General features: G+C 42.7%; 26 protein-coding genes. 12 read left to right on the top strand and 14 right to left on the bottom strand.

All coding sequences use genetic code 11. The features are described from left to right. Positions 1-10 precede the first annotated feature (10 nt). Together DOT_RS10520 and DOT_RS10525 are read right to left on the bottom strand one after the other, a co-directional pair. Positions 11-1,879 (bottom strand): heavy metal translocating P-type ATPase, encoded by a 1,869-nt coding sequence (locus DOT_RS10520; protein ID WP_009618081.1) that lies wholly within the window; start codon positions 1,877-1,879, stop codon positions 11-13. A 104-nt stretch (positions 1,880-1,983) separates the two neighbouring features. After that, on the bottom strand, positions 1,984-2,403 hold the full coding sequence (locus DOT_RS10525; protein WP_009618083.1) for a MarR family transcriptional regulator: 420 nt from the start codon (positions 2,401-2,403) through the stop codon (positions 1,984-1,986). Positions 2,404-2,746: 343 nt separating this feature from the next. Between DOT_RS10525 and DOT_RS10530 the strand changes: the two genes are divergently transcribed. Continuing rightward, positions 2,747-4,549, top strand: a complete 1,803-nt coding sequence (locus tag DOT_RS10530) for a multicopper oxidase (protein WP_009618085.1) — start codon at positions 2,747-2,749, stop codon at positions 4,547-4,549. Between the two features lie 109 nt (positions 4,550-4,658). Here the strand turns inward: DOT_RS10530 and DOT_RS10535 are convergent, their stop codons facing one another. The 7 genes from DOT_RS10535 to DOT_RS10565 all read right to left on the bottom strand — a co-directional run bounded on the left by DOT_RS10535 (position 4,659) and on the right by DOT_RS10565 (position 10,429). Further along, the gene (locus DOT_RS10535; RefSeq protein WP_009618086.1) at positions 4,659-5,363 is read right to left on the bottom strand and encodes a CZB domain-containing protein; all 705 of its coding nucleotides are present in this window, start codon (positions 5,361-5,363) and stop codon (positions 4,659-4,661) included. Positions 5,364-5,375: 12 nt separating this feature from the next. After that, positions 5,376-6,047 carry a methyl-accepting chemotaxis protein gene (locus tag DOT_RS10540; protein WP_009618087.1) on the bottom strand — a complete coding sequence of 224 codons (672 nt, stop codon included), beginning with the start codon at positions 6,045-6,047 and terminating at the stop codon, positions 5,376-5,378. A 364-nt stretch (positions 6,048-6,411) separates the two neighbouring features. Continuing rightward, positions 6,412-7,191 (bottom strand): AraC family transcriptional regulator, encoded by a 780-nt coding sequence (locus DOT_RS10545; RefSeq protein ID WP_009618088.1) that lies wholly within the window; start codon positions 7,189-7,191, stop codon positions 6,412-6,414. A 4-nt stretch (positions 7,192-7,195) separates the two neighbouring features. Next, entirely contained in the window at positions 7,196-7,792 is a 597-nt protein-coding gene (locus DOT_RS10550) for a LysE family transporter (RefSeq protein WP_009618089.1), read from the bottom strand. A gap of 75 nt (positions 7,793-7,867) precedes the next feature. Continuing rightward, complete coding sequence (locus DOT_RS10555) at positions 7,868-8,509, bottom strand: DUF3786 domain-containing protein (RefSeq protein WP_009618090.1); 642 nt, start codon at positions 8,507-8,509, stop codon at positions 7,868-7,870. A gap of 85 nt (positions 8,510-8,594) precedes the next feature. Then, complete coding sequence (locus tag DOT_RS10560) at positions 8,595-9,713, bottom strand: HEAT repeat domain-containing protein (RefSeq protein ID WP_009618092.1); 1,119 nt, start codon at positions 9,711-9,713, stop codon at positions 8,595-8,597. A gap of 278 nt (positions 9,714-9,991) precedes the next feature. After that, entirely contained in the window at positions 9,992-10,429 is a 438-nt protein-coding gene (locus DOT_RS10565) for a MarR family winged helix-turn-helix transcriptional regulator (RefSeq protein WP_009618093.1), read from the bottom strand. A 278-nt stretch (positions 10,430-10,707) separates the two neighbouring features. Here DOT_RS10565 and DOT_RS10570 point away from each other — a divergent pair, with 278 nt between their 5' ends. Continuing rightward, the gene (locus DOT_RS10570) at positions 10,708-10,953 is read left to right on the top strand and encodes a hypothetical protein (protein ID WP_009618095.1); all 246 of its coding nucleotides are present in this window, start codon (positions 10,708-10,710) and stop codon (positions 10,951-10,953) included. Positions 10,954-11,008: 55 nt separating this feature from the next. Here the strand turns inward: DOT_RS10570 and DOT_RS10575 are convergent, their stop codons facing one another. Together DOT_RS10575 and DOT_RS10580 are read right to left on the bottom strand one after the other, a co-directional pair. Further along, complete coding sequence (locus DOT_RS10575; RefSeq protein ID WP_242833815.1) at positions 11,009-12,133, bottom strand: ATP-binding protein; 1,125 nt, start codon at positions 12,131-12,133, stop codon at positions 11,009-11,011. A 16-nt stretch (positions 12,134-12,149) separates the two neighbouring features. Then, a complete protein-coding gene (locus DOT_RS10580; RefSeq protein ID WP_040411848.1) occupies positions 12,150-13,508 on the bottom strand; it encodes a sigma-54 dependent transcriptional regulator in 1,359 nt (452 codons plus the stop codon). Positions 13,509-13,929: 421 nt separating this feature from the next. Here DOT_RS10580 and DOT_RS10585 point away from each other — a divergent pair, with 421 nt between their 5' ends. The 8 genes from DOT_RS10585 (at position 13,930) to DOT_RS10620 (ending at position 22,110) form a co-directional block, all read left to right on the top strand. Continuing rightward, positions 13,930-14,517: a hypothetical protein gene (locus DOT_RS10585; RefSeq protein WP_009618100.1), complete on the top strand. Its 588-nt coding sequence runs from the start codon at positions 13,930-13,932 to the stop codon at positions 14,515-14,517. 19 nt (positions 14,518-14,536) lie between these two features. Beyond that, positions 14,537-15,889, top strand: coding sequence for a 4Fe-4S binding protein (locus DOT_RS10590; protein WP_009618102.1), 1,353 nt, complete (start codon positions 14,537-14,539; stop codon positions 15,887-15,889). Positions 15,890-16,077: 188 nt separating this feature from the next. Next, complete coding sequence (locus DOT_RS10595) at positions 16,078-16,662, top strand: DUF2318 domain-containing protein (protein ID WP_009618104.1); 585 nt, start codon at positions 16,078-16,080, stop codon at positions 16,660-16,662. Positions 16,663-16,836: 174 nt separating this feature from the next. Then, positions 16,837-17,520: an ABC transporter ATP-binding protein gene (locus DOT_RS10600; RefSeq protein ID WP_009618106.1), complete on the top strand. Its 684-nt coding sequence runs from the start codon at positions 16,837-16,839 to the stop codon at positions 17,518-17,520. Positions 17,521-17,532: 12 nt separating this feature from the next. After that, positions 17,533-18,696, top strand: a complete 1,164-nt coding sequence (locus tag DOT_RS10605) for an FtsX-like permease family protein (protein WP_009618108.1) — start codon at positions 17,533-17,535, stop codon at positions 18,694-18,696. Positions 18,697-18,760: 64 nt separating this feature from the next. Continuing rightward, entirely contained in the window at positions 18,761-19,897 is a 1,137-nt protein-coding gene (locus DOT_RS10610) for an ABC transporter permease (RefSeq protein ID WP_009618110.1), read from the top strand. A gap of 130 nt (positions 19,898-20,027) precedes the next feature. Further along, positions 20,028-20,720 carry a response regulator transcription factor gene (locus DOT_RS10615; RefSeq protein WP_009618117.1) on the top strand — a complete coding sequence of 231 codons (693 nt, stop codon included), beginning with the start codon at positions 20,028-20,030 and terminating at the stop codon, positions 20,718-20,720. Between the two features lies 1 nt (position 20,721). After that, positions 20,722-22,110 (top strand): ATP-binding protein, encoded by a 1,389-nt coding sequence (locus tag DOT_RS10620; protein WP_009618118.1) that lies wholly within the window; start codon positions 20,722-20,724, stop codon positions 22,108-22,110. Between the two features lie 19 nt (positions 22,111-22,129). On the opposite strand, the gene DOT_RS10625 is transcribed toward DOT_RS10620, so the two are convergent. Continuing rightward, the gene (locus DOT_RS10625; protein WP_050809862.1) at positions 22,130-23,179 is read right to left on the bottom strand and encodes a hypothetical protein; all 1,050 of its coding nucleotides are present in this window, start codon (positions 23,177-23,179) and stop codon (positions 22,130-22,132) included. Between the two features lie 285 nt (positions 23,180-23,464). Here DOT_RS10625 and DOT_RS10630 point away from each other — a divergent pair, with 285 nt between their 5' ends. Both DOT_RS10630 and DOT_RS10635 read left to right on the top strand, forming a co-directional pair. Then, positions 23,465-23,647 carry a hypothetical protein gene (locus tag DOT_RS10630; RefSeq protein ID WP_009618120.1) on the top strand — a complete coding sequence of 61 codons (183 nt, stop codon included), beginning with the start codon at positions 23,465-23,467 and terminating at the stop codon, positions 23,645-23,647. A gap of 15 nt (positions 23,648-23,662) precedes the next feature. Beyond that, positions 23,663-24,583, top strand: coding sequence for a cytochrome c biogenesis protein CcdA (locus DOT_RS10635; RefSeq protein WP_009618121.1), 921 nt, complete (start codon positions 23,663-23,665; stop codon positions 24,581-24,583). A 110-nt stretch (positions 24,584-24,693) separates the two neighbouring features. Here DOT_RS10635 and DOT_RS10640 read toward each other — a convergent pair whose 3' ends face one another. Both DOT_RS10640 and DOT_RS10645 read right to left on the bottom strand, forming a co-directional pair. Beyond that, a complete protein-coding gene (locus DOT_RS10640) occupies positions 24,694-24,885 on the bottom strand; it encodes a ribbon-helix-helix protein, CopG family (protein ID WP_009618122.1) in 192 nt (63 codons plus the stop codon). 238 nt (positions 24,886-25,123) lie between these two features. Next, positions 25,124-25,410, bottom strand: a 287-nt coding sequence (locus tag DOT_RS10645) for an RsbRD N-terminal domain-containing protein (protein ID WP_009618123.1), incomplete at its 5' end; no start/stop codon positions are given.

Genomic DNA, 25,410 nt, shown 5'->3' on the forward strand with positions numbered 1-25,410 from the left:
TTGGAGCAACTTACCTCAGTAAGCGTAAGCCACTAATAATGACGATGATTGTACTCCCTTCGTGTCCGATCACACCTAGCGGTAGATTTATGTTCCCGAAAAAATTAGATAGTATCAGTAAAAACATGACTGTAACAGCAAAAGCCACATTTTGTTTAACCACCCTAGTCGAGCGACGCCCTAAGGCAATGGCATAAGAGACCTTAGAAATATCATCAGCCATCAGGACTACATTAGCTGTCTCTAATGCTACATCAGTTCCGGCAGCGCCCATGGCGACACCCACGGAAGAAACCGCCAAAGCCGGAGCATCGTTTACACCGTCGCCGACCATGGCAACTTTGCCGTATTCCCCTAATTTTTTTATTATATCTACTTTATCCTCTGGCAGAAGTTCGGAATATACTTGGTCGACACCCACCTGATCACCCATTATTTTAGCAGTTGAAGAGCTATCTCCGGTCAACATCACAACTTTAATTCCCATTTTTTTCAGTCTACTTATTGATTCTTTCGCTTGCGGTCGCAGAGTGTCCTGAACTGCTAAGACACCGATTCGTTCTTTTCCTACCTGAACAAAGATCACCGTATTCCCTTGCTTCTCCAGTTCCCGAACCGCCTTCATTTCCTCTTCCGATATTTCCCCTTCGCTCAGGTCTAATTTCCCAATTCGATGTTCCTGACCCTCCACTATTCCCTGTACTCCAAATCCGGGCACCGCTTCAAGTTTTGAGGCTGTACTCAGGTGGAGATTTTTTTCCTTCGCTTCGCGGGTTATAGCCTTAGCAATAGGATGCTCTGACCACGTTTCCAAAGAAGCGGCGATTCTTAAGACTTCACTTTCAGTATAGCTACCATAAGGTATCACTTGAGTAATTCTTGGTATTCCCTCGGTGAGAGTTCCGGTTTTGTCAAAAGCCACTACACTCACATCACCGATAGCTTCCAGATAGGCCCCCCCTTTGAATAAGATACCTTGGCGAGCTCCGTTCGAAATCCCGGATAATACAGCGGGCATAACTGAGGAAACCAGCGCACAAGGTGAGGCTACGACGAGAAAGATCATAGCCTTGTAAATTGCGTCACTCCAAGACAACCCTAGCAAAGGTGACAAGACTGAAATCAAAACTGCACCAGTGATCACAATTTTCGCGTAAATACCTTCAAAACGCTCCATGAATAATTGACTGGGGGGTCTTTCGCTTTGCGCCTCTCGAACCAGATGGATGATTTTGGCAAGCAAGGTTGCCTCTGCGGGTTTGGTCATTTCGATAACTAAGGTGCCCTGTCCATTCATAGTTCCAGCAAAAACCTCTTCACCTGCCGACTTGTCTATGGGAATTGATTCCCCGGTTATCGATGATTGATTCACAGAAGAATATCCCTCGCGCACAATCCCATCTGTCGCGATCCTCTCTCCTGGCCTGACTAACAAGAGATCACCTTGTTGCAATTCTTCGACTCGAATCCTCTTCTCTTGGTTTCCATGTAACACAATAGCCTCTTCCGGGCGTAGCTTCATGATAGACTTAATTTCGTCATTCGTTCTCTCCAGAGTATATCCTTCCAAGGCACCACTTAGGGAGAAAATTAAGATTAAAATAGCCCCATCTCTCCAAAATCCGATACTAGCTGCACCAATTGCCGCTACGACCATAAGCAAATCGACATCTAAATCCTTTTCCTTGATCAGTGTTTGCAATCCTTCCCAGGCTTTCTGATATCCACCAATGGCATAAGCCAAAAGGTAGAACGGAGTTTCAAACTCAGGATGACCATATCGACCCGAAAGCCAAGCCAAAATAAGAAATCCTAAACTTAGGATCGTAACAATCAAACCTTTATGTCTCGACCAAAGCGAAATCCACGACGTTTTCATATCGATTTCTCCTCTTATCCTTTATTTTACAAACTTCAAGGTTATGTACCTTCTAAGCTTAACTCCATCGATCTATAGCCCGATGGAGTCATTATTCCCAACGTTTAAAAAGTTTCGGCATTGATTTTTTTTAAGGTGTTCAAAAACTGCTTGATTTCATCATCACTTAAAATGGACGTCATTTGCTCTGTCAAATGCATGTGGAAGTCATGATGTTCCTCAAAGGCCTTCTTACCTAAGTCAGTCAAACTGATGAGATTTACACGCCTATCTTCTTTCGTCGATTCACGGCGAGCAAAATTCTTCTTTTCTAAGCGATCCACCGTTACCGTCGTGGTTCCTGTTGTAACCCCCAACTTCTGAGCTAAACCTTTCATATTAATTTTTTCATGTTCACCAAGCACCTCTATAGCATGGGCCTCAGAAACCGTTAACTCACTGGATCGCACAATTGAATTTTCCCAGGAAGAAAACCCATTGAAAAACGCCAAGAGTTCATGGGTCAGCTCCTCATTGATGGTCATAAAAACTCCCCCTTCAGAATAGTAAGATTTTCATACTGTTTTAATGATGATAATTTACGATTATAATATTGTTTGATATTCAAGATATATGATAACAAAAGTACTCTGCGTTGACAAGGGGTTAACAAAGATATTTAAAACCACTCAAATATTTAGTGATCTCTCTTCGCCTAAACTGCATTTGATTAGAATTTGGCAACTCCATCTGAAGGTATGATCGATCTAATCATCGATCTAATCGTCCTAATGATTTAGAGTCTCTCATTAACTAGAATCGTTTAGCACTTCAAATCACAAGTGTGCATATCAATATAGAAATTTAAATGATGAGAGGGGAACTCATATGCCTTATCCGCTTGACCCGACAACTAGCCCAAAGTTTGCCCACGAGTTGGTTGTTCCACCAGTATTTGAGCCTTTAATAGTTAGGCATCCAGTCACAGGCAAGGTAATAAGCCACAATTATGAGGTAACAGTCAGTCAGTTTACCCAGCAAATTTTGCCGGCAGCCTTCCCTGAAACTACTGTGTGGGGCTATGGCGGCAAAGTTAGGATTCCAGAAACCGGTGAGGTCATATCTGATTTCCGCTCCACACCCGGTGCTACCTTCGAAGCTAAGCGAAAAATTCCGATTAATGTGCAGTGGATAAACAACCTAATCGAACCCCAGCCTTTGGCAGTCGATCCTACTATTCACTGGGCTGACCCCAATTATATGGACATGCCAATGCCACCCTTTCCGCCATTCCCACCGGGATTCCCTTTAGCCCAAAGCCCGGTGCCAATTGTTACACATCTCCATGGCGGCGAGACCGAATCGGATTCGGACGGTCACCCCGACGCTTGGTTTACAGCTGGAGAAGCCATCACTGGTCCAGCTTTTCAAAAATCCCGCCTTCACTACGTAAATGAACAGGAACCGACTACCTTATGGTACCATGACCATGCCCTGGGCATAACTCGCCTGAATGTCCTAATGGGGTTAGCTGGTTTCTATCTATTACGCGATCCTCATAACCACCTAGATAAACAACATTCCGTACTGCCCCATGGAAAATATGAGATTCCTCTAGCTATTCAAGATCGCTCTTTCCTTGACGATGGTTCCTTTGCCTTTCCCGACACTGGTGTCAATCCAGACATCCACCCGTACTGGATGCCAGAATTTTTCGGGGATACTATTATGGTCAATGGCAAAGTGTGGCCCAATTTAAATGTTGAACCGAGACAGTACCGTTTTCGGGTTTTAAACGGCTCCAACGCCCGTTTTTATAACCTAATGTTCTCTAACTTGATGCCTTTTATTCAAATTGGCACTGATGGGGGCTACCTACCCAAACCTGTTCAACTCATCTCCTTGCTCCTGGCACCTGGCGAACGTGCTGATATCTTAGTTGATTTTTCCCAGTTATCCCCTGGCACTCAATTAATCTTGACTAATGATGCCAATGCCCCGTTCCCCAGTGGGGATCCGCCCGATCCTCTGACGACGTTCCAAATTATGCAGTTTACAGTGCTCAACAAACCTCAAATTATACCGCCTCCCTTGCCTAAGATCTTAAACATCCTAGAACCGTTAATTCCGAACAGCCGAAAAAAAACTTTGACTCTCTTTGAAGTTGAGGGGCCCAACGGGCCTTTGGAAGTACTATTGGATGGTCAACATTGGAGTGCCCCCATTTCCGAACTGCCTTTGGTCGGCGCGACGGAGGATTGGCAGATTGTCAACCTGACGATGGATGCCCACCCTATTCACCTTCACTTAGTTCAGTTCCGTCTAGTTAGTCGACAAGATTTTCTGGTAACCAAGTATACCGATGATTGGTTAGCCTTAAACGGTCAGCCTCCGCTTGATCATCCTACGAAGGTATTACCAGTGAAAGACTATCTGCTCGATGGTCCAATTAATCCACCCGCTCATGAAGATGGTTGGAAAGACACGATCCAAGCCTATCCCGGGCAAGTAACCACGATCAGGGTGCGTTTTGCACCTCAAAATGCTACATTCTCTGTCCCAGGCATCAATCTTTATCCGTTTAATCCAGCCAAAGGTCCAGGGTATGTGTGGCACTGTCATATTCTTGACCATGAAGACAACGAAATGATGCGCCCCTACAAAGTACGGAACCCCTTTGAGATTTGCTAACTTATTTGATAACTTATTTGGTCTCTTCTGAGAAATGTCTCGATAAAGAAAGACCTCCCGAGCGTTTGCCCGAGAGATCTTTCTTATGGGATAAGTTCTCTTTTTTGAATTATCCACACACCTTCTGCAACTCTTTTAGCTTTTCTACCAGTTGCTCTGAAAGGACATGCATTTGTCTAAGATACTTCTGGGCCTCTTCTTTGCTCCCAGCGTTCATAGCTCTAACTGCATTCTCTGCAAGTACGTGGAAATCAACATGAGTGCTATACATCTTCTGAAACTTGTTCCGACCTTTTAACTCCATTTCTAGATTTAACCATTTGCCAAGCTGACATGTATTGAAATCACCCGCAACATGCGGATCTATTACATCATTATCTAAAAGCATCGAATCAATACGCCAAATCCATAGTTGATGATCCGTAATGGCCAGATTTATAAGCTCCACGGACGTTAGATTAACTTTAAAGCGCGCAGTATCTTTGCGCATCCCTTCAACAAGAATCCCTATTTCTCTTAGTTTTCTTGCTGACTCAATTGAGTTTTCTACTGTTTTAGCATAGGTATCTGAGACATTGTCAATAGTTGCAGCAATTTCCTCAAACGTTGCGGATTGTTCCTGTGTCATAGGGGCAATGTTATCTACCTGTTGTTCTGTCCTCTCAATACTTGTGATTAATTTGTCAAGTGATTCCTCAATAATAGAAGCTTTCGACGCCGCCCCATCTGTAGAACTACTTAGATTTTCTATATGAGATGTTGTTATTAAGGTTTGCTCTGTTAAATTTGAAACCTTTCCAGCGATATCTTGCACAGATAATTGGGTTTACTCTGCAAGTTTACGTACTTCCTGAGCAACAACTGCAAACCCTCGACCTGCCTCTCCTGCTCTCGCAGCCGCGATAGCTGCATTGAGCGCAAGGAGGTTTGTCTGATTTGCAATATGGCCTATAATATCGGTAATTTGTCCGATCTGTAAGACGTATTCTTTCTGCTCAGCATTTTCACTGCGCAGTTTGTTGAAGCTAGTTTTAATCATATTAATCTGTTCAAGCAATTCTTTAACATTAGCAACGCTAGCATGTGAGCTGCGTTTTGCCTCCAGAGCAGCATCTGCAATTTCAGCTGTCGTAGAAATAGCCACACTTTCTACGGATTGGGCTGTATTACATACTGCACTTGTAATTTGTTTAATCTGCTCAACCTGCTCAGTAAGGCCTTCGTTCTGCACACGGATAACTTTAAGCTCCTCATATGTAGCTGAAACGACTTGAGTAAGTCTTTGTGTTGTGCTTTTAAATGCTGACTCGTAGTTATTTATAAGATAGTTTATTTTTTGCAATAGTTCCTGTCCTTGAGGTGATGTTCCTTGTTCTGAAGCACTGATCTGTTTGCTTAAATCACCAGTGCTAACTGCATCGAGTATAGCCATGATGGATGCTAATTCCAGCTCACTGATCTGTGCGGATTTAATGGTTTCTTTTCTTTTGTTAAACATTTATCTCAACCTTTCTATGCTTAAAAGATGATCTGTTTAACTTTAAGGGCCCTAACTATAAAACTATAACCCCAGCTCATTATGGAAAAACTCTCACCTTGCCTGTGTAATACTTTAGATTATTGTTTTAATCCACCTTAATCTAGAATAAAGATATCGATATTGATAATGATTATCAATATCTTTTGAAGAATTATACATATTCCCCTTAAAAGTGTCAACCTAAATTATTGACACCCTCCCCACTCTCTGCTTCGATTTCATAAGAATACTTGAAAATAATATAATCTCGACCAAATTTTGGCCGAGATTATACGATGTTTGATCTTAATATCCCATAACATTTCAATGATCCTTTTCCGTTTTACATTTTTACATATTGTAAATATTCATACGCGGTAGTGCCATAAATTCCTTTGAAATGTCTGTTTAAATGAGCCAAGTCAAAAAAACCACAGTCTGATACTACAGTGTAGATATCTTCACTTGCTTCAATGAGCTGCTTGGCACACTCCACCTTGCAGTTCAAGAAATATTGATAAGGTGAAATTCCAGCATATGCTTTAAATAAGCGGATGAACCGATATTTCGATATCTGAAGTTCACGACAGATATCATCCAGCTTTAACACAGTTCCTAGATTATAGCGGATCATTTCTACAGACTTTTGCATAAGAGCATCCTGTTTGAGACTAGCCGTCTGTATATGTGATGTGGTAACGTCGGTAATAAGTTTTAAGAGCAGTTCACTGCCTAATGCTTCGTCTCTGTCGTTTAAAATGCAATGAGCCAAATTCAAAATAGACAGCGCAAGCTTGTCATTATAAACAATGGGCGCTGAAAAACAAAGTATCTCCTTGTTGCCTGATATCTCTGAAAGCAGTTCTGTTGGAATATAGAGCATCACATAATCAATGCCGTCTTTATCGGCCGCACTACCATCATGAGCCTGTTCCGGGTTAAAGAGCATTACACCGTTTCGATGTGACGAACATAACTGTCCATCTAAGTGATACTGCTGTATGCCGCGCAGTGTCACACCCAGGGCATATTCTTCATGAGAATGGCGCTTGTATACAAATTCAGTCATACTTGCAGACAGAACGGTTATACCTGCTGATTTCTTATATAAGAATTTCTCCATATAATCACCTCATAAACAGCTCTCGCCAACCAGATACCATTAATGCACAATATATTAGAGATAAGGCCATCACAGTGTTAACGAAACTCTGGTATTCGCTCAGAAACCGCTTTAAGACTGTACCCAAAATGACCCACGTCATAAAAGCCGCCATTCCTATAGCTGTAATGATGGCAACGTATAAAGCCAGATAGGTGAACGATGAATAATTGGGAATCACAAAATTAGATATGACCGTTAATACAAACAAAACGACCTTCGGATTGACAAATTGCATGAGAAATCCTGTTATAAAAGTTCCGCTTTGCTCCGCTACATCTGCCGATGCATCCATTTTATATAGTTTCTGGGCCAAGTAAAGCATGTAAAGAGCGCCAACTATTCCCATGACTCTTTTTATATCCGGCATTAGGTTAAACAAGACGCTGTTGAATGTCGCCGAAAGCGCTAGTAATATCCCAAAGGCAAGTGTCGCACCGGCTGTAAATTCGAGGGCTTTTTTCATTCCATAGTTATGTACCGTCGACAGAATAACAATATTGGTTGGGCCTGGTGTGAAGGTTACAATAATGCAATAGGCAAAAAACGCTGTAAAGTTCATAAAGCTTACTCCTTAACGGTACTTTAGAGCATTATAGCGTTTCTACTCACTCTTCGTATAGGACATTATTGCAGGTCACATCGACGCTGGTAGAGGTGAAGACAAACTTGCTTGCTTCTTTAATTTGCTCGCCAGATACATTCCGAGACCGATTACGCTCTCCATGTGCAACAGATGTTCAACGGACGGCTCGAAGAGAATAGTGGCATTGGCTCGAACATCTTCGTCACCTTCCCATATAATCACACACAGCGGAATTTCGGGAAAGGCCCGAAAAATTGCAGATGCACTGCCAAAGGATGCGGGTTTTCCACCCATGGTTGCGGCACACTCCAATAATTGATGGGACTGATGTCCAAATGCCTTGATCAAACCAAGGATCGAGTTTTTATGAAACGCGGGATAAAACAACATCCCACCGTTCGGTATTTCTTTGAGACTAACCCATTTTTTAGGAGTTTCTTGAGGTGATCGCGCATAAGCCAGGTAATTCAGCATGATTATTGAAGCCATTATTTCCGGGACCTGTCCATCTGTTTTTCTGTAGACTGTTTGGTCATTCCAGTCCAAAATATACTCTGAGTCAAAAAACGTCACGACGAATTGACGAGTTTCACTACTGTAGGTCACATTAAGCTGGGTGGCAATTTTTTCCGGCACCTTTCTCTTTAAATCCCTCCAGTATTTGTCATAAGCAATTCGGTAATTAGTTTCCATCTCAGATACCTCCACTTTCATTAAGTAAGTGTTCGCAAATACCTCCGAGAGAATCCTGTCTGTACCAGTCTGGACTTAATTCTGCTTACAATAATGCTTCTCTAATTTCTTGCTTGACAGATTCAGATGTTTCCCTGCTGAGATTTTCCTCCAAAATTTGTTTAGCTGATCTGCCACCTATTTTTCCTAGAGCCCATGCGGCGTATCCACGTACTAACTCTTCAGGATCATTCATGGCAACTGCCAAATCAGGCACAAATGCAGGGTCGCCAAGATTGCCAAGAGCAATGGCCGCATTTCGCTGAAAGTATTTCCTCTCTTTTATATAGTTGTACATCAAAGGTTGTATCCTTGTCGAGTAAAACTCATCCGTCATGTTGAGCATTTGCGAAAGACTGAAATCTCGGGCTACTTTCACTAAAAACTCATCGTCTGGCAGCTTTGCTTGTAACTTCATCTGATTGCGAGGACACACCTCTTGACAAATGTCGCATCCATGAACTTTGGTCCCCATTTTTTCACGGATTTTAGGTTCAATATGACTGCCGGCTATTCGCTCTTGCGTCATAAATGTATTGAATGCTATGCAACGGCGTGGATCTAATTTTAAGGGTTCGTAAATGGCTTGCGTCGGACATGCTTTCATACAAGCGGAACATCCTTCTGGACAACCAACCTCCACAGTAGGACTATCATAATCAAGCTCTTGATCGACAACAAACGACGTAAGGTAGATGAAGGAACCAATACCTTCGGCATAAGCGAAATTATTTCTGCCGTAATTCACTATGCCTGCTTTGGCCGCGACCAATCGTTCAGGCAAACTGATCTTGTCGCCTACTTCACAGCCGAGTTTGCGCAGAAATCCCCTCATTAATTCTGGTCTGGCACCATTGATCCGTTCAGGCGGTGCATTATAACACCTGGCTTGATAAACTCGACCAATTTTATCTGTTAATTCCTCAGGAAAGCTTTTTTGGGAATAGTCATAAACTGTTGTAATGATCGACTTTGCCGTAGGCATCAACGACCGAGGTTCTGCGGCAACCAACGGACGAGATGGTCCCTTGAGATAAAAAGAATACATTTCATGTCTATTGGTTAAATCGGTGATGTATTCAGGAAAGCCATTAGCAGGTATAATGCCGACCTTGCTATACCCAATGTCTAAGGCAAATTCTTTGATTTGGGTTGTAAGTGACATGCTCATTCCCCCCTAGTTAATTTAATCTGATGTTTTAACTATGTTTACCGCACCATGCAATTTCAGCTAAGCTTCAGATGCAATGCAAAACTTATATAAAACGTGTTCTGTTGTTCGAGTCAGTAATCATTTGATGACTCACAGTCACATATTAAAATTAATCTTAATCTTGCTCTCTCCTTTCTTTTCAATGATGTTTCAGTAAATGAAGTCATTAGTGCATATACACGTAATTAGTCGAACTACTTCTCTAAAAGTATTTCTACCAAAGGAATTTATCAAATTAGCGCTTCCAGTTTGGAAAGCGATTTCTCAAGACTCTCCAACTCTTCTACCCCTAAATATTCCTCCAATGATGCTTGGGCTTCACTCCATAGCTCCAAAGCATTGAATAACACAGTTTTACCAACCTCTGTAAGCATCACCTGCTTGGAACGTGAATCTTCTCCGGGATTAACCGCTATTAGACCGGCATTGATCAGTGGTTTCATATTTCTGTTCAAAGTAGTTCGGTCAATGCGCATTGTTTTGGCCAGCACACTCATATTAACTGACTCCAACCACTCGAGATTCCGCAATAACGAATACTGCGTAACTTTAAGTCCACTTGGTTCCAAAACTTTTTCATAAAATTGAGTTACCGCCCGAGAAGCCCGTCTTATATTCAAACAGTGACATGGACTAGAAGATTTTGGTTTGGATTTGATACGTTTCATCGACTTAACGCCTTTCTCTATGATCTATGATCTATGATCTATGATCTATGCTAAATTTTAGCGTGTATATACACTTATTAGTTTTAATATATAACCTATTACTTGTTCTGTCAATATTTCCAGTCCATTGAACGTATCACAATACTGTGCTCCGGCAATTTATAGAAGGGATTCCTAGGCCTGTTTATTGGAGGAGATACAGCAAGGAATTATTGTTAAATGTTACCAATCGATTCTTTGTTGCATATACTACATTAAATATAGGAGGTGGTTTTCTGATGTATGGTTGTGTAAAACCGATTTGTTGTCCGCCACAATATTGCGTGCGAGACTATTACACTCAACGAGTTGTTCCTGTAATTCATCCTATAGTGACTATTAACCGCCAGAATATTGTTGATGTTCCCCAGCATTATTATCAACCGACGACGAGAAACGTTGTTGTTGACCAAGGTTTCCAAGGTTATCAAGCTAACCAAGGTAATTTAGGTTATAGAGGCTTCTCTAACCGCTTATTCTTTTAAAAGATTTAAACTATAAATTAAAATGCCACGCTTGAGATAAGCGTGGCATTTTGATTTATAGTTCACTTAACGGCAACAATATCTCCACTCGAACCCCTCGATCCCTCCGATTCATAGCGACTATCTTCCCTCCATGCAGATCAAGGATACGATGCACAACGGATAACCCTAATCCAGTCCCTTTTTCCTTGGTCGTAAAAAACGGGTCATAAATATAGGGCATGATGTCTGGCGAAATACCCGGTCCCTCGTCGCTCACGGCGAAACCAACAAAGCCATCCCGTTTAACCCCCTCGAGTTGAATAACACCACCTTCTCTCTGGGCATCGATGGCATTGAGTATGATATTCAGGATTACTTGCTTCATTTGATCCGGATCAAATTCAACTTCTTGCTTGTCCACTTGACCTCTCACCTGCTTCAAGACAATGCCGTGCTGCCTTAAGGCAGGATTGAGCAGATTAACACCTTCGTCCAAGAGTTTTCCCAAGGACATTCGTTTACGTGCTAATTCCTTCGGACGGGCAAAAGAAAGAAAATCGCTCACCAAGCGATTTAGCCGTTCGCACTCTTCCAGAAGCACTCGGCAATATTCTGAAACAACCCCATCCTCGACTTTCTCTTGAGCCAGGAGTTGAATGCTCACCTTCATGATGCCTAAAGGATTGCGTATTTCATGAGCCAACCCAGAACTCATATGCCCCAAAGCCGTTAGGCGTTCTGTTTGTCGGATCTCCTCTTCCAAGCGTTCACGCTCCAGACCTTCTTGCTTTAACTTCTCCACCAATTCCTTTTGGACAGTTAAAGCGATTTGATATTTGCGTTTTGCCCTCCGCTCCTGCCCAGTTAGAAATCCTGTCAACCAGCCAATCACGTTGATCAAGCCAATTTCTACCCATTGAGTATAGATGGCAGATGGGTTCATGGCATGGAAATGGGTCATAAACGGTAAGATGAGAAGCGTAATGACCAAGCCGGATAGGATCCCCCCAGCAGGACCAAAGCGCATGGCAGCATAAATCACTGGAAGGTAGTACGCGAATTGCAAAAGGATGTGGTAATTCATTTCATAATGGTAATTTGTGTAGTGAACAGCCGTTAAAATGGCCATGACAAGCCCGATCGCGATGAGGTCAAAGAGCGTGCGGGCTTGATTTTGATCAGGAAATTCATGTTTCAACAAACGGGCCTCCTCTCTACATACCCCAGTGAGGATCTATTCCGTATTTTTCTAAACGGTATAAAAAGGCATGCCTAGAAAGGCCTAACTGTTTTGCCGCCTGACTTTGGTTTCCCCCCGTGTGTTCCATAGCCTGCTGGAGAAACGATTTCTCAAACTCTTCGAGGGAAATCCCTTCTGTTGGCAGCACAAAACCTCCGATGTTCTTCTCCAATTTTGGTGGAATACCCAAGAAGGGCAAACTATCCATCTCAATCTCTGCCCCTTGAGAAATAATTACCATACGTTCTACGACATTTTCTAGTTCGCGCACATTTCCCGGCCAAGTATAGGCCTTAAGTTGAGATAGGACTCCTGGACCAAGAGTTTTGCTTCCACCATAGGTCCTAAGTTTTTCCAAGAAATGTTCAGTCAGCTCAGAAATATCCTCTCGACGTTCCCGTAAAGGAGGCACGAAAATTGGAAAAACATTGAGCCGATAATATAAATCCTCTCGAAAGCGTCCTTCTTGAGCCTCCTTAAGTAAGTCTCGATTCGTTGCCGCGATGATCCTTACATCAACCTTAATGGTTTTTTCTCCGCCAACTCGTTCGAACGTCCGCTCCTGGAGTACCCGCAACAGTTTGGCTTGAACATTAAATGACAACTCGCCAATTTCATCAAGGAAGAGCGTCCCCCCATCCGCTAATTCAAATCGTCCTGTTTTTCGGGCGTGGGCCCCTGTAAACGAACCTTTCTCATGTCCAAACAATTCACTTTCCAATAGGGTCTCTGTCAGTGCTGCACAATTCACCCGGATATAAGGTCCATCAACGCATGGGCTTAAGGTATGAATGGCATGAGCCACCAGTTCCTTTCCTGTGCCCGACTCCCCATGAATAAGGACCGTTGCTGGCGTTGGAGCAACTCGTTCAACCAAATGTTTAACAGCTTGCATCGTCTCGCTGTTACCTACTAGTTGCCAACCACCGTTCTGAACCTCCCCTTTCAAATAGTCCACCTGCTCGCGCAAGCTTTCCACTTCAAAGGCCTTAGCCACTGTGATCAACAGTTCATCTATATCAAAAGGTTTCATCAAATAATCCTGAGCTCCAGCCTTCATGGCTTCAACTGCTGTGGAGGTACTTCCGTGGGCAGTCATCATGACCATCAGTAAATCCGGATATCGCTCTTTCAATCTGGGCAACAGACTTAAGCCGTCCATCTTCGGCATTTTTAAATCCACAAGGACAAGATCAGGACGCTCCGCCAAAGCCCGATCTAAGGCGAGTTGTCCATCCTCCACCGTTTCCACTTCGTAACCAGCTTTTGTTAAGGCCCGTTCTAGAACCCAGCGCATATTAGCCTCATCATCAGCCACTAAAATCCGACGCACTCTCTCCACTTCCTTTAAAATCATTACTATATTAAGGGTGTCCTTCTTTAGCCCTGGCTTAACTCCGAAAGTGGCTAGTCAACGCCAGCAGCAACAACCCGTAGAATTTAATCTTACTGAATGCTTAATAGTCTTTTAATAGTATGTAGCTAAGATGCCAGTGTTGGATAAGACACACTACACTGTGTTTTATCCAACACCAATGCTAATTATCCATCTAGTTCTTAAGACTTTATAGTTTCTTTCATGTTTATTAATGACTAAGAAAAATCTTTTGTAACTTACTTTAAAGTGTTACTAAATCTAGCCTGGAGCAGTTTCTAGATCCTGTTACTATTGAATCATATTCATAAACAAAGCGCAACTTGGCATCACTTTTGCAGTAAGATTGTCCGTCAATATTTTTAAGGGAGCGTGTACCATGAATTACCTAACAAAACCAATGAAGAAAATCCTTTTTTCCCTATCCCTATTACTCTTAACTCTCTTGTTTGCCACTAATACTCTAGCTACATCTGGCGAACTTGAACAAGACGCTGGACCCTATCATGTAACTATGCAGACCAATCCGGAAAACCTTATGGTCAACCAAGCTGGAACCATGACAATAATATTAAAAGATAAGGCCACCGGGCAACCCGTGACAGGCGCCAAAGTAATGATGAGCAAATCAACAATGTTGTCCAGTAGCACTGGTGATAGCGGCATGGCTGGCATGAACATGTCTTCCAGCATGGATAAACAAGAGGGTACAGCCATGCAGGAGCAATCCTCAATGGGTGGCATGGCTATGGACCCTGGTTCCTACATGGTGGAAGGAATGATGTTTAACCAACCTGGACAATGGAACCAATCGATGACTATCACTTCGTCTTTGGGCGAAAGCACTGTCAATTTTCCTATTACTATCGGTAAATCTGGACCTAACCTAGTCTTAATTGGTAGTGTCGCCGGTGTTGTCGTAATTGTCGGGCTTGTTGCAGCACTATTGAAACGAAAGAAAAACTAGGAAAGTAGAGGCCATCAATATGTCTACTAAAAAGCAACCACTAAACCTCCTTAATTACTCATGGCTCAAACGTTTTCTGAAAAGCTCTTTATTCCCCAGGGTATTCCAATGGATTACCGTTTTAGTTTTTGCGGTTATCATGGTTGAAACCTTAGCAGGACCCTCAGTTGCCCATGATAACTTTGGCACAGCCGCAACCTGGGTTCTTTGGTGGCCATTAATCCCTTTTTTCTTCTTTCTCCTCGGTCGGTTTTGGTGTGGGATTTGTCCATTTGCCTGGGTGAGCGATCTAACTCAAAAATTATTTGGAGCCAATCTCAAGGTTCCCAACTTTATCCGTAAAAACGGTCTCTGGATCATCGATATTACCTTTATCTTTATCACCTGGTCTGATCACGTTTGGGGAATCGTTGAATCTCCCCGAGGATCTGGAACCCTCCTCTTACTCATCTTAGGTGGGGTTATGGTCACTGCGCTACTCTTCGAACGCCGTACTTGGTGTCGGTATCTCTGTTTTCTAGGTAGTTTGTCCGGCAACTATTCCCGCGCAGGTATGTTAGAACTCCGAGCAGACAAAGCCACTTGTAAAACCTGCAAAACAAGAGATTGCTATAAAGGCAATGACAAAGTACCCGGTTGTCCGATGTTTGAATTTCCGATGGCCATGGAAAACAACGCCAACTGTAATCTCTGCGGTAACTGTATCAAAAGCTGTCCCCATGACTCAATTCGCCTAACCCCCCGTATCCCTACCAGTGAATTCTGGTCCATGACCAGAGCCCGTTTTGAAGAATCGTTCTTAGCGATTGTCATCGTAGGAATTGTTTTTGTTCAAAACGTCACGATGTTAGACTTTTATCCCTCCTTCTTAAAGTGGGTGGAACAAACATTAGGTATCGCTAATCAAGACGTTGCCTTTACAATTCTCTTTATTTTAGCGATGGCGACACCTGTATTGCTACTTTTCGCGGCTACTGCAGTTTCTAAACGTTTCACAGGTGAGACTTTACGTAATGCCTTTGCGCGTTTTGGATATGCCGTCATTCCACTGGACCTCGCTTCTCACATGGCCCACAACTTGTTCCATCTTCTGGCTGAAGGGAAGTCAATCTACTACACCTTCATGGGACTCTTGGGGACGCATCTTGAGGGACCGACTGACTTCGTTTCCGATCCAACGATTCAAATTATGCAATACCTCTTAGTTATCGCTGGAACTCTCGGTTCTCTTTACACTGCCTACAGAATTGCTAAAAAGAACTATGGTGTGAGTAAAGCCTTGTCCGTCTCTCTGCCATATTTAATTGTTATCTTGCTCTTCGGTATTTTAAACTTTCTTACCTTTACTGTACGAATGGGAATGCGAATGTAACTTAAAAAGTTAATTTTATTTACCACAATATTCTTCTTTATAAGTTGGTTAAAAAAATGTATAATCATTTTGTTGTTTCTCGATTTAGTTACTATTTAAAGACACTTTGATTAGGACCTTGTCAAATACCAGTTTTTAATTGAAAAGATCTATTTATCAATTATATTTTTTTCAAGGAGGATATCGAAATGAAAAATAACCGTGAAAATAAGAAGCAGAAATTTACTCAACAAAAGAAAAGCAAAGCGGGTCTTTTCAGTATTGTCGGCATTGTAGCTGTTATGATTGTTATTGGTTCCTATTTTTTATTTAGCAATAGCAATAATCCAAGCGCCTCTACTAAGGCCGCTGCAGATACCGGACAAAAAATAGATTATAGCCCGAACGATAACCTAGAGCAAACGGTGATTGCCAGCAAGGTAGAAAATAGTAAAGAAATTGTAACTACCCTAAGTATGGTAAAAGAAAAGAAGTTCATACGGACAGAATACACGGCCAACGGCAAGACTGTTCCGTTGACGGCCTTCATCCAACCCGATGGTAAAGTAATGGTGGCTGTAAGCTATTGTGAACCTTGTAAAGGAGATTCCTTTCATATTACTGGAAATCAAATAATTTGTAACACTTGTGGAACGACTTGGGATCTCCAGACATTTAAAGGAATAAGCGGCGGCTGCCAAGATTATCCTCCTCAAGCATTGACCTACTCTTTAAACGGCGATAACCTTGAGATTCCCCAAGCTGTCCTAGATACCTGGTCACCCAGAGTATGATCTAAAAACGCTCCTCCTAGCAAATATAATGATTATGCTATAACGCACTCGTTCTTACGAGTGCGTTCACTCTAATAATTGTAGGATCATGAAAGATTTGCTTTAGCACTACCGCTTACTTATAATAATGTAACGTTCCTAAATATATCTTGTGATTTGGGAGGAAATAACCAAATGTCTTTAATAAGGGTCTGTGAAGCCACCAAGACCTATCGAGGTGGAGACGGTGTTGTCGAAGCCTTAAAAAATGTTAATTTAGAGATTGCAGAAGGCGAATTTTTGGCTTTAATGGGTCCGTCAGGTTCTGGGAAAAGCACTTTACTAAGTATTCTTGGAGGATTAAATCCGCCCACCTCTGGTAAACTCATCATCGACGATATTGATGTTTATGCTTTAGCACCAGAACGATTAGCCGATTTCCGGCACGAATACGTCGGGTTTGTTTTTCAACAATATCAATTGATTCCCTATCTCACCGCCTTAGAAAACGTCATGCTCCCTCTGGCTATCTCCTCCAGGCCAGGGAAAGAACAACGAGAAATGGCTCTGGCCGTTCTGGATAAAGTAGGCTTAACTTCAAAATCCCTGCGTCTTCCCAGTCAATTGTCCGGCGGCGAGCAAAATCGGGTAGCTATTGCTCGAGCCATCGTTAACCAACCCGCGATTATTTTTGCCGATGAACCTACCGGAAGCCTGGACTCGAAAACGGCAGTAGAACTGTTAGAATTATTCCAAGCCCTTAATCGCGACGGTCTAACCATCATTATGGTAACTCATAACAAAGAAAACTTAGAATGGGTCTCCCGCACAGTTTATATCCGTGATGGTGTTTTAGCTTCAATGCCTCAAGAGACCTAAGGGGGAAACTCAATGCGTTTAACAGATATAGCGTTTCAAAACCTGCGCCGCCGTAAAATGCGCTCCACTTTACTAGTGCTCAGTGTAATTATTGGGGTTGCTTCAATTATCTTCCTCTTCACGACAACCCAAGCCATGAAAGAAGATGTGGCCAACAAACTGGATCAATTCGGTTCAAATATCCTTATTCTTCCTGATACTGGACAAGCCCTGACTTTTGGCGGTATAACCGTCGAGGCTCCGACTCAAGTCAAAGCACTCGACATGTCCCTCATTCCACTTATGAAAACGATTAAAAACAAGGAAACCTTGGCTACCATTGCCCCCAAGCTTTTAGTCGACACGACTATCAAAGGACAAACCGTTCTATTACTGGGCGTAGATTTCCCACAAGAATTACACCTTAAAAAATGGTGGACAGTAAGCGGCCTCACTCAAGACCAAATTCCATCTGCCAACGAAGTTATATTAGGAAGTGACGTGGCTCGTTCGTTGAGTTTGAGCCTCAACCAAACCATCACGATCAAAGGACAAGATTTTAGAGTAGCAGGAGTCATCCAACCTACAGGTTCTGCAGATAATGACCAAGCTGTGTTTATCGACTTGGCTGTACTCCAAAAACTGGCCAACCGGCCAAATGCTATCAGTCTTATAGAAGCCGCTGCTTTTTGTTATTCTTGTCCCATCGATGAGGTAACCAAACAATTAACCGCTATATTACCTGGCACCCAGGTAACTGCTTTAAGATCCACCCTTGAATCTCGCAATGATACGCTCAATAAGTTCAACTTATTCGCCAGAAGCGTATCCATTATTCTCTTCCTAGCTAGCAGTCTAGTTATTACTTTGACTATGAAGTCCTCTGTTGAGGAACGGACCCGAGAGATAGGAATTTTGCGGTCGATCGGTTTCCGCAAACGCCACATTATCCAAATTGTTCTTACTGAAGCAGGTCTTTTAAGTACTTTGGGTGGGCTTTTAGGTTACCTTCTTGGGATGGGTGCGGCAGTGAACTTTGGATCCGTTTTAGTTAAAGCTCAAGTACCAATCCTTTGGCAATCTAATTTGCTTCTTTATGCCTTAGGGGCATCTCTCATAATTGGCCTAGTAGCAAGTCTTTATCCAGCTTGGAAAGCAGCAAGACTTGACCCTACTGAATCTTTGCGTTATATATGATGAGCGAGGCGCGAGGCGCGAACATCGAGCCTCGTACCTCGAGCTTCGATTTTGGAGGTACTATATGACACTTACTGACATAGCAATCCAAAACTTACGTCGGCGTAAAGGGAAAACTGCCTTTTTACTTCTAACCTTCATATTGGTGATTGGCATAACGGTCACTCTGAATACGCTGGCAAAAGGCATGCAAGATAATTTACAAAAAAGTTTAACCCAATATGGTGCCAACGTCGAAATTACTCCCAAGTCTGAACATTTTACACTCAGCTACGGCGGTCTCTCCATTCCGGGTGTTAATTACGAGATTAAAAGCTTGAATAATAACATTTTGGCTAAAATCAAAACGAGCACAAATCTCATGATCAATGGAATCGCCCCAAAAATTATTGGCTCAGCCGTGAGCGTCAGTAATCATTTTCTGGTCATCGGAGTGGACTTTCCCAGTGAATTAAAGATGAAGCCGTGGTGGCATATTCAAGGACGACAACCCGCTGACGGAGAAGTCATTATCGGTTCGAACCTTGCTCGTCAAGGAAATCTAGTTGTTGGGAGCACTCTAGAGCTCAACCACCAAACATACCCAGTCGTCGGAGTAATGCAAGAAACTGGCGGCTCAGAGGACAACGGTGTTTTTACAAATTTCGATACATCTCGAGCCATTACCGGAATTGATTCTTGGTCCATGATTGAGCTCAACACCTCTGACCCAGATAAAACGACGGTCAGCTTAGCTAAACTTTTACCAGAAGCCAACGTCGCCGAAGTATCTCAATTAGTTCAGGGTACCAAAGAAAGTGTTGACCGCTTTTCAAATTTTTCCTTAATAGTTTCTTCTTTATTAGGGATTATCGGGGTTTTGATTGTATTCGTTACGACGACAGGAAACATCAATGACCGAATTGCCGAACTTGGGATCCTTCGAGCCATCGGTTTTCGCCGTCGCCATATTCTTTCCATCCTGATCCAAGAAATTTCCTTGGTTAGTCTCTCTGGGGGTGTTCTGGGATTTTTCTTGGGCTTGCTTACCCCCACTTTACTCGGCCCTATAGCTTTTCAAAAAGCTGTTACTTTTCAATTACACCCCTTAATGGCTTTGCTCTCTATAGGCGCTTCGGTCTTAATCGGTATAGTCTCCATTGTCCTTCCAGCTAGACGAGCGATTCTGTTAGATCCTTTAGCAGCACTCTCCTATATCTAACAGAACTAGTCTCCGTAAGGCTTTTATAAGCCTATGGGGACTAGTTCTGTTAGCAGTGTACTCCCAATTGTAGATTATTGCCGAAACCTGCCTTTCCCTTATATAATGGGTCTTTGAAAGGAGTTGCATAATGAGAATTTTACTCGTTGATGACGAAAAAAAAATTACAACCGTGCTCAAGGCTTACCTTCAACAAGAGGGCTTTCAGGTCAGCACGGCTATTAACGGGCTTGTTGCCCTGACCATGTTTAAAGAAAATAAGTTCGACCTCCTCATCCTTGATCTAATGCTCCCCGGCATGTCAGGAACAGAAATTTGCAGTGAAATTCGCAAAATATCCTCTGTCCCCATCATCATGCTCACTGCAAAAGTTGAAGAAGAGGACCGCCTTAATGGATTGAGCATTGGCGCTGACGATTACATCACCAAACCATTTAGCCCCCGCGAAGTGGTTGCCCGTGTTCGAGCTGTTCTACGTCGGACCAATAATGAAACTGCACCTCTGGCTGATGTAGTCTCTTATGATAACGGTCTTACCATTGATAATATTCAACATGAAATTCGGCTTCATGAGCAAGAGGTCTTTCTTACTCCAACTGAGTTCAAAATCCTTGGGGCCTTAGCGAAACACCCCGGTCGAGTATATTCACGCGGACAATTGGTAGAAATAGTTCAGGGGCACAACTTTGAGGGCGATGACCGCGTGATTGACGCTCATATTAAAAAGATCCGTCAAAAGATAGAAACTACCCCAAGTGATCCTCAACTTATTCTGACGGTCTACGGCGTCGGGTACAAGTTTAATCCCAGCAAAGGGGCATAAAATGCTTAAAAAACTTTTCCTCTCCACGCTAATCATTGTACTTATTACCTTGACTCTCAGCATGCTTTCTGTAAATCTGGTCTTTCATCAACAGTTCAGCAATTATCTAACTAAGACGAACGAAACCACTTTAGAACAATTACCTACTCGTCTCAGTGTTCTTTATCAGAGCAAAGGAGCTTGGGATCTTGCGTCTCTGAGTGAAATCAGCAATTCCCTGCCTGTTGGCACGAGTGTCACCTTAACCGATCCTAGCGGCAAACTCATAGCTACGTTGAACAACCCGATGGAAGGCATGATGCACGCTCAAGGCAGTATGGGGATGAGTATGATGTCCTCTTCTTCTATCACGAGTTGGAAAACGATGACCTTAACGGTGTCCGGACCTCTCGGGACAATCGCTACCGCCCTCATCCGTTATCCGGCGAGCGCCCAGATTCTGAATCCCCAAGATGTCCTCTTCCAATCCTCAGTCTTTCGTTCTCTCCTCCTCGCTGGAGGGTTAGCACTTCTGTTCGGGATAATCCTCAGTTACTTCACAAGCCGTCGTCTCGTCGCACCGCTGAAGCGTTTAACTCAAGCCGCCGATCGCATCGGTCAAGGACACCTGGATGGGCGCGTGACTATTCAAGCCAAAGACGAGGTAGGACAATTAGCCACCGCTTTTAACGCAATGGTGGATAATCTAAATCGCCAAGAAACTCTGCGCAAACAGTTTGCTGCAGCGATAGCTCACGAACTACGTACACCCTTAACCTCCATTAAAAGCTATATTGAAGCCTTTCAAGACGATGTCCTTCCTGCTGATCAAGAAAACCTCTCCTCCATTCATGAGGAGATTGACCGCTTAGTTGACCTGTCCAGCGACCTAAAGGATTTAAATGTAGCGGAAATGGGTGCTTTAACTCTAATCCTCGAACCTGTGAATCTGGGGCATCTTCTGGAGAAAGTGATTCATAGTCTTCATCCTCTTATCCAGGAAAAGCAATTAGCCCTGATATGGAATGCACCAGCAGAGCTCGTGACCACGTCGGGGGATGCGCGCCTCCTAACAAGGCTCTTTTACAATCTCGTTCACAACGCCTATCGGTACTCAGATATTGGCGGTCAACTCACCGTTGCTCTTACACAAACATCCGATTTCGCCGAAATCGAAATCAAAAACACAGGTCTAGGCATCTCAGAAGACGATCTCCCATTTATCTTCGAGCGTTTTTATCGTGCCGATAAATCCCGGACCCGTGAAACTGGGGGAACCGGAATTGGTCTAGCGCTGGTTCAACAAATCACGGACCTCCATCATGGGACAATCTCTGTGCAGAGTGATGTCGGCAAAGAGACTGAATTCACGGTCAAGCTTCCTAAAGGCCTAAAGGTGGCTGAGGGTTAAACCCTCAGCCACCTTTATTTCACTTAACATCAATTGTATTTAGAATCGGTCCTTGCCAGTTTTCAAACCAAACTTGACCCGTATATCCGTTAACGTCCAGCTCTGAGTAATCCTTGCCATCTTTTTGAATCATAAATTCATAATAACCTGGAGCTAGTTCCGCTTTTCCAATTGAATATCCTTGGCCCATTCTAGTAACAAACTCTTGCGCATTCTTCGTGGCCTGTTCTTCACTGACCGTAACCTCCCCAGGATCACTCCAATTTATAGCTCCGTATTTGGTATTCCACATAATATTCGGGCCCATCTCAGGGATAACCTGTCCACCATTTTTATAAACTATAACTTCATAGGCTTCAGTCCCTGTCTTCACCTCTCTGAGCTCTACTTCATACCCATTGGAAAATTCAGAAAGTTTAGCTATAACTACATCCGGGTTCAGCTTTTGAATATATGCTTTGGTAATAGCTATAGCTTGATCCGATGTAGCAACTTGACCATTAGTGAGGCTAACACCCAAACTTTGGGCGTTATAACCTCCGCCCATCATACCGTAATAACCTCCACCGTATCCATTTGTACCTGAGCCACCCATCATACCATAGCCTCCGCCATTTTCACCTAGACCACCCATCATGCCATATCTCCCGCTATAGCCATTTTCACCTAGGCCACCCATCATGCCATATCCCCCGCTATAACCATTTTCACCTAGGCCACCCATCATGCCATAGCCTCCGCTATAACCATTTTCACCTAAACCACCCATCATACCATATCCCCCATTATAACCGTTGTACCCTGGAGTAGTTACGCCATTGGAATTATTGTTCGTGGAAGACGGTGTCGTGTTTATTAGTTGCCTTGTTACAGCATAATGAACATTAGTTGTACTGCTTCCGTCAGTAGCGGTTCCTTGATTTGGAGTTATAGCAACTCTGGAAGCAAGATCAAGTGGTTTTTCAACTGATTGAGCAACTACCGACCCTGGGTTTAGGATAAATACTCCACCTAAAAGCGCCACCATACTTGCAATTGAGAGTCCAACAATCCATTTTTTCTTATTCATCATATTTCCTCCTTTAATATCACTCGAAGAGATTTAATCGCCACGCTGCTTTATGTTCCCTAGTATACCGAATCAATTCGAGTATGCTGTGAATGAGTTGTGAATTTCTGATGAATGAGAACCCCCAAGGCTGAAGATTCGCCGTTCAATGCGGCGGCCTCTCCGTCTCGGCGTTTGTTCAAAGCGTTGACTGCTTTCCTGACTTATATAAATCAGAAATACATGGTAAAGTAATGAGAGATACCTTGTAGTCGCTAAAAGTGTAAAGGGGGGTGAAGCATCAAGATGAAGATGAAGAATAGAGTGCTGATTTTAATAACCGTTGCCGTTTTATCTATCATGGCTCTGGTTGCCCCTAGATTTACTGGTCAATCAGAGTTTCAGGTAACCAGCCAACCGTTAGTTGCTTTCCAAGCAGCGCAGAAATCCGACACACCAATCTTCCTGGAGTTTTATGCCAAGTGGTGACCCAGCTGTAAGAGCATGGAGCCCGTGGTGCTGGCTCTAGAGAAAAAATATAATCATAATATTAATTTTATAATCGTCGATATTGATGATCCTCAAGGACAAGTTCTTGCTAAGCAATTTAACATCTATTATATCCCCGCCTATTTTGTGATTGATCAACATGGAAAAATAACTTTCAGTGATACTGGCCCTCAAAGTGAATATACTTTAGAGAATGCCATAACTTCAGGAAATCCGACCAGTAACTGGTCGGAATCCTTCTTCTACGAAACGATCCCTAATGCTTTGACGACCGGCGGATTATCCATCTTAATTCTAATTTTCTTAGGGGGATTACTAACTAGCCTAAGTCCCTGTATGTTATCAATGTTACCAGTCATGTTGGGATATATTGGTGGTTTGGAAAAACCTTCTAAACTAAAAGGCTTTAGCGCTTCAACCTCTTTTGTCTTAGGTTTAGCCGTTACATTTGCTATGTTGGGTGTAATAGCCTCTCTGCTAGGTAAAGCTTTCGGTCAAATCGGTTCTGTATGGCTTTATATGATGGGCTTCTTTGCTATCTTCATGGGATTGCAACTAATAGGGATTATTAATTTTAATTTACCAGGTTTAAAAACTATGCCTAAGCAAAACGGTAGATTTTTAGGATCTTTTGGAGTTGGTTTATTGTTTGGTCTAGTTGCTTCGCCCTGTGCGACTCCAGTGTTGGCAGTCTTGATGACTTATGTTGCTGGTCAAGGCGTACTATGGTATGGTGCTTTATTGCTCTTTATTTATGGTCTGGGTCACGGGTTACCATTGATTGTTGTGGGTACCTTTACAGCTGTTTTGAAGAGTCTACCTCGTTTACAGAAGTGGGGCCACTACATTACTTATCTAAGTGGCGCATTATTAATAATCTTGGGCTTATATCTTTTCTTACGAACAGGTTGGTGAAAGACAGAAGGAAACAGCTGCCATCATGATTACTGGCGACTGTTTCCTTCCTTAAGACCCATTGGCGTAATGAAAGCAGAGTAAGAGACAAAATTTATCGTCGAATCTCCTTAAAATCCAATTCCTAAACCGAGTCGCTTAATCTGATCTGTCATATAATCAACTGTGACACCATCCGTAGAAAAAATCATTTCGATTACTTGTGGGCGGCTCAAGTTTTTATCTTCACAAAGTTTGTCCAATCTCTTCAAAACCTCAGAATCTAAGCTAAGTGTGATTCTGATTTTTCTTTTCATTTTCATTTTGTTCGCTCCTTTTAGTATTAATTGCTATAACCACTATTCTACCTACAATACTGACTGACAACAACCATTATTTCAACGATGATTGTTCATTGTTAATAGTCCGCCAGCCCTATTACATTTAATAATGCATTAAGAGACTGAAGTTCAGTCTCTTAATGCATTATTTTTATTCAGTTGCACCCACATACTTGAATGAAATTGAGAGTTCTTATGTTAAACAAGGTTAGCCTTATTTCTAGTCTCTGTGTTCAAATTCCTGCACAGGAATTTCGGACATTAAATTTGCTTTCTTTAATAACGTGAAAGTCATTCTTTGCAGTTCATCCGTCTTAAGTTTGTAAATCAGCTCCCGACATTTAATGTATTTATCAAAGGAGAGAAGCGCAAGATTATCTATTTTTGATTCAAACTCCAGCAAGTCATCAGAAAGCTGGCTCTGTTTGATTTCCTTTTCTAATTCTTCCCGGACCACCTTTTTGAGAAGAAAAACAAAGGACATAGCCTTCGAAGGAGAAAAATCCT

The organism is Desulfosporosinus sp. OT, from assembly GCF_000224515.1.
In the GTDB taxonomy this organism is placed as follows: domain Bacteria; phylum Bacillota; class Desulfitobacteriia; order Desulfitobacteriales; family Desulfitobacteriaceae; genus Desulfosporosinus.

Excerpts from the sequence above, each read along its gene's own strand:
- DOT_RS10520 (WP_009618081.1), bottom strand. The coding sequence starts at position 1,879 with ATGAAAACGTCGTGGATTTCGCTTTGGTCGAGACATAAAGGTTTGATT.
- DOT_RS10525 (WP_009618083.1), bottom strand. The coding sequence starts at position 2,403 with ATGACCATCAATGAGGAGCTGACCCATGAACTCTTGGCGTTTTTCAAT.
- DOT_RS10530 (WP_009618085.1), top strand. The coding sequence starts at position 2,747 with ATGCCTTATCCGCTTGACCCGACAACTAGCCCAAAGTTTGCCCACGAG.
- DOT_RS10540 (WP_009618087.1), bottom strand. The coding sequence starts at position 6,047 with ATGTTTAACAAAAGAAAAGAAACCATTAAATCCGCACAGATCAGTGAG.
- DOT_RS10545 (WP_009618088.1), bottom strand. The coding sequence starts at position 7,191 with ATGGAGAAATTCTTATATAAGAAATCAGCAGGTATAACCGTTCTGTCT.
- DOT_RS10550 (WP_009618089.1), bottom strand. The coding sequence starts at position 7,792 with ATGAACTTTACAGCGTTTTTTGCCTATTGCATTATTGTAACCTTCACA.
- DOT_RS10555 (WP_009618090.1), bottom strand. The coding sequence starts at position 8,509 with ATGGAAACTAATTACCGAATTGCTTATGACAAATACTGGAGGGATTTA.
- DOT_RS10560 (WP_009618092.1), bottom strand. The coding sequence starts at position 9,713 with ATGTCACTTACAACCCAAATCAAAGAATTTGCCTTAGACATTGGGTAT.
- DOT_RS10565 (WP_009618093.1), bottom strand. The coding sequence starts at position 10,429 with ATGAAACGTATCAAATCCAAACCAAAATCTTCTAGTCCATGTCACTGT.
- DOT_RS10570 (WP_009618095.1), top strand. The coding sequence starts at position 10,708 with ATGTATGGTTGTGTAAAACCGATTTGTTGTCCGCCACAATATTGCGTG.
- DOT_RS10585 (WP_009618100.1), top strand. The coding sequence starts at position 13,930 with ATGAATTACCTAACAAAACCAATGAAGAAAATCCTTTTTTCCCTATCC.
- DOT_RS10590 (WP_009618102.1), top strand. The coding sequence starts at position 14,537 with ATGTCTACTAAAAAGCAACCACTAAACCTCCTTAATTACTCATGGCTC.
- DOT_RS10595 (WP_009618104.1), top strand. The coding sequence starts at position 16,078 with ATGAAAAATAACCGTGAAAATAAGAAGCAGAAATTTACTCAACAAAAG.
- DOT_RS10600 (WP_009618106.1), top strand. The coding sequence starts at position 16,837 with ATGTCTTTAATAAGGGTCTGTGAAGCCACCAAGACCTATCGAGGTGGA.
- DOT_RS10605 (WP_009618108.1), top strand. The coding sequence starts at position 17,533 with ATGCGTTTAACAGATATAGCGTTTCAAAACCTGCGCCGCCGTAAAATG.
- DOT_RS10610 (WP_009618110.1), top strand. The coding sequence starts at position 18,761 with ATGACACTTACTGACATAGCAATCCAAAACTTACGTCGGCGTAAAGGG.
- DOT_RS10615 (WP_009618117.1), top strand. The coding sequence starts at position 20,028 with ATGAGAATTTTACTCGTTGATGACGAAAAAAAAATTACAACCGTGCTC.
- DOT_RS10620 (WP_009618118.1), top strand. The coding sequence starts at position 20,722 with ATGCTTAAAAAACTTTTCCTCTCCACGCTAATCATTGTACTTATTACC.
- DOT_RS10625 (WP_050809862.1), bottom strand. The coding sequence starts at position 23,179 with ATGAATAAGAAAAAATGGATTGTTGGACTCTCAATTGCAAGTATGGTG.
- DOT_RS10630 (WP_009618120.1), top strand. The coding sequence starts at position 23,465 with ATGAAGATGAAGAATAGAGTGCTGATTTTAATAACCGTTGCCGTTTTA.
- DOT_RS10635 (WP_009618121.1), top strand. The coding sequence starts at position 23,663 with ATGGAGCCCGTGGTGCTGGCTCTAGAGAAAAAATATAATCATAATATT.
- DOT_RS10640 (WP_009618122.1), bottom strand. The coding sequence starts at position 24,885 with ATGAAAATGAAAAGAAAAATCAGAATCACACTTAGCTTAGATTCTGAG.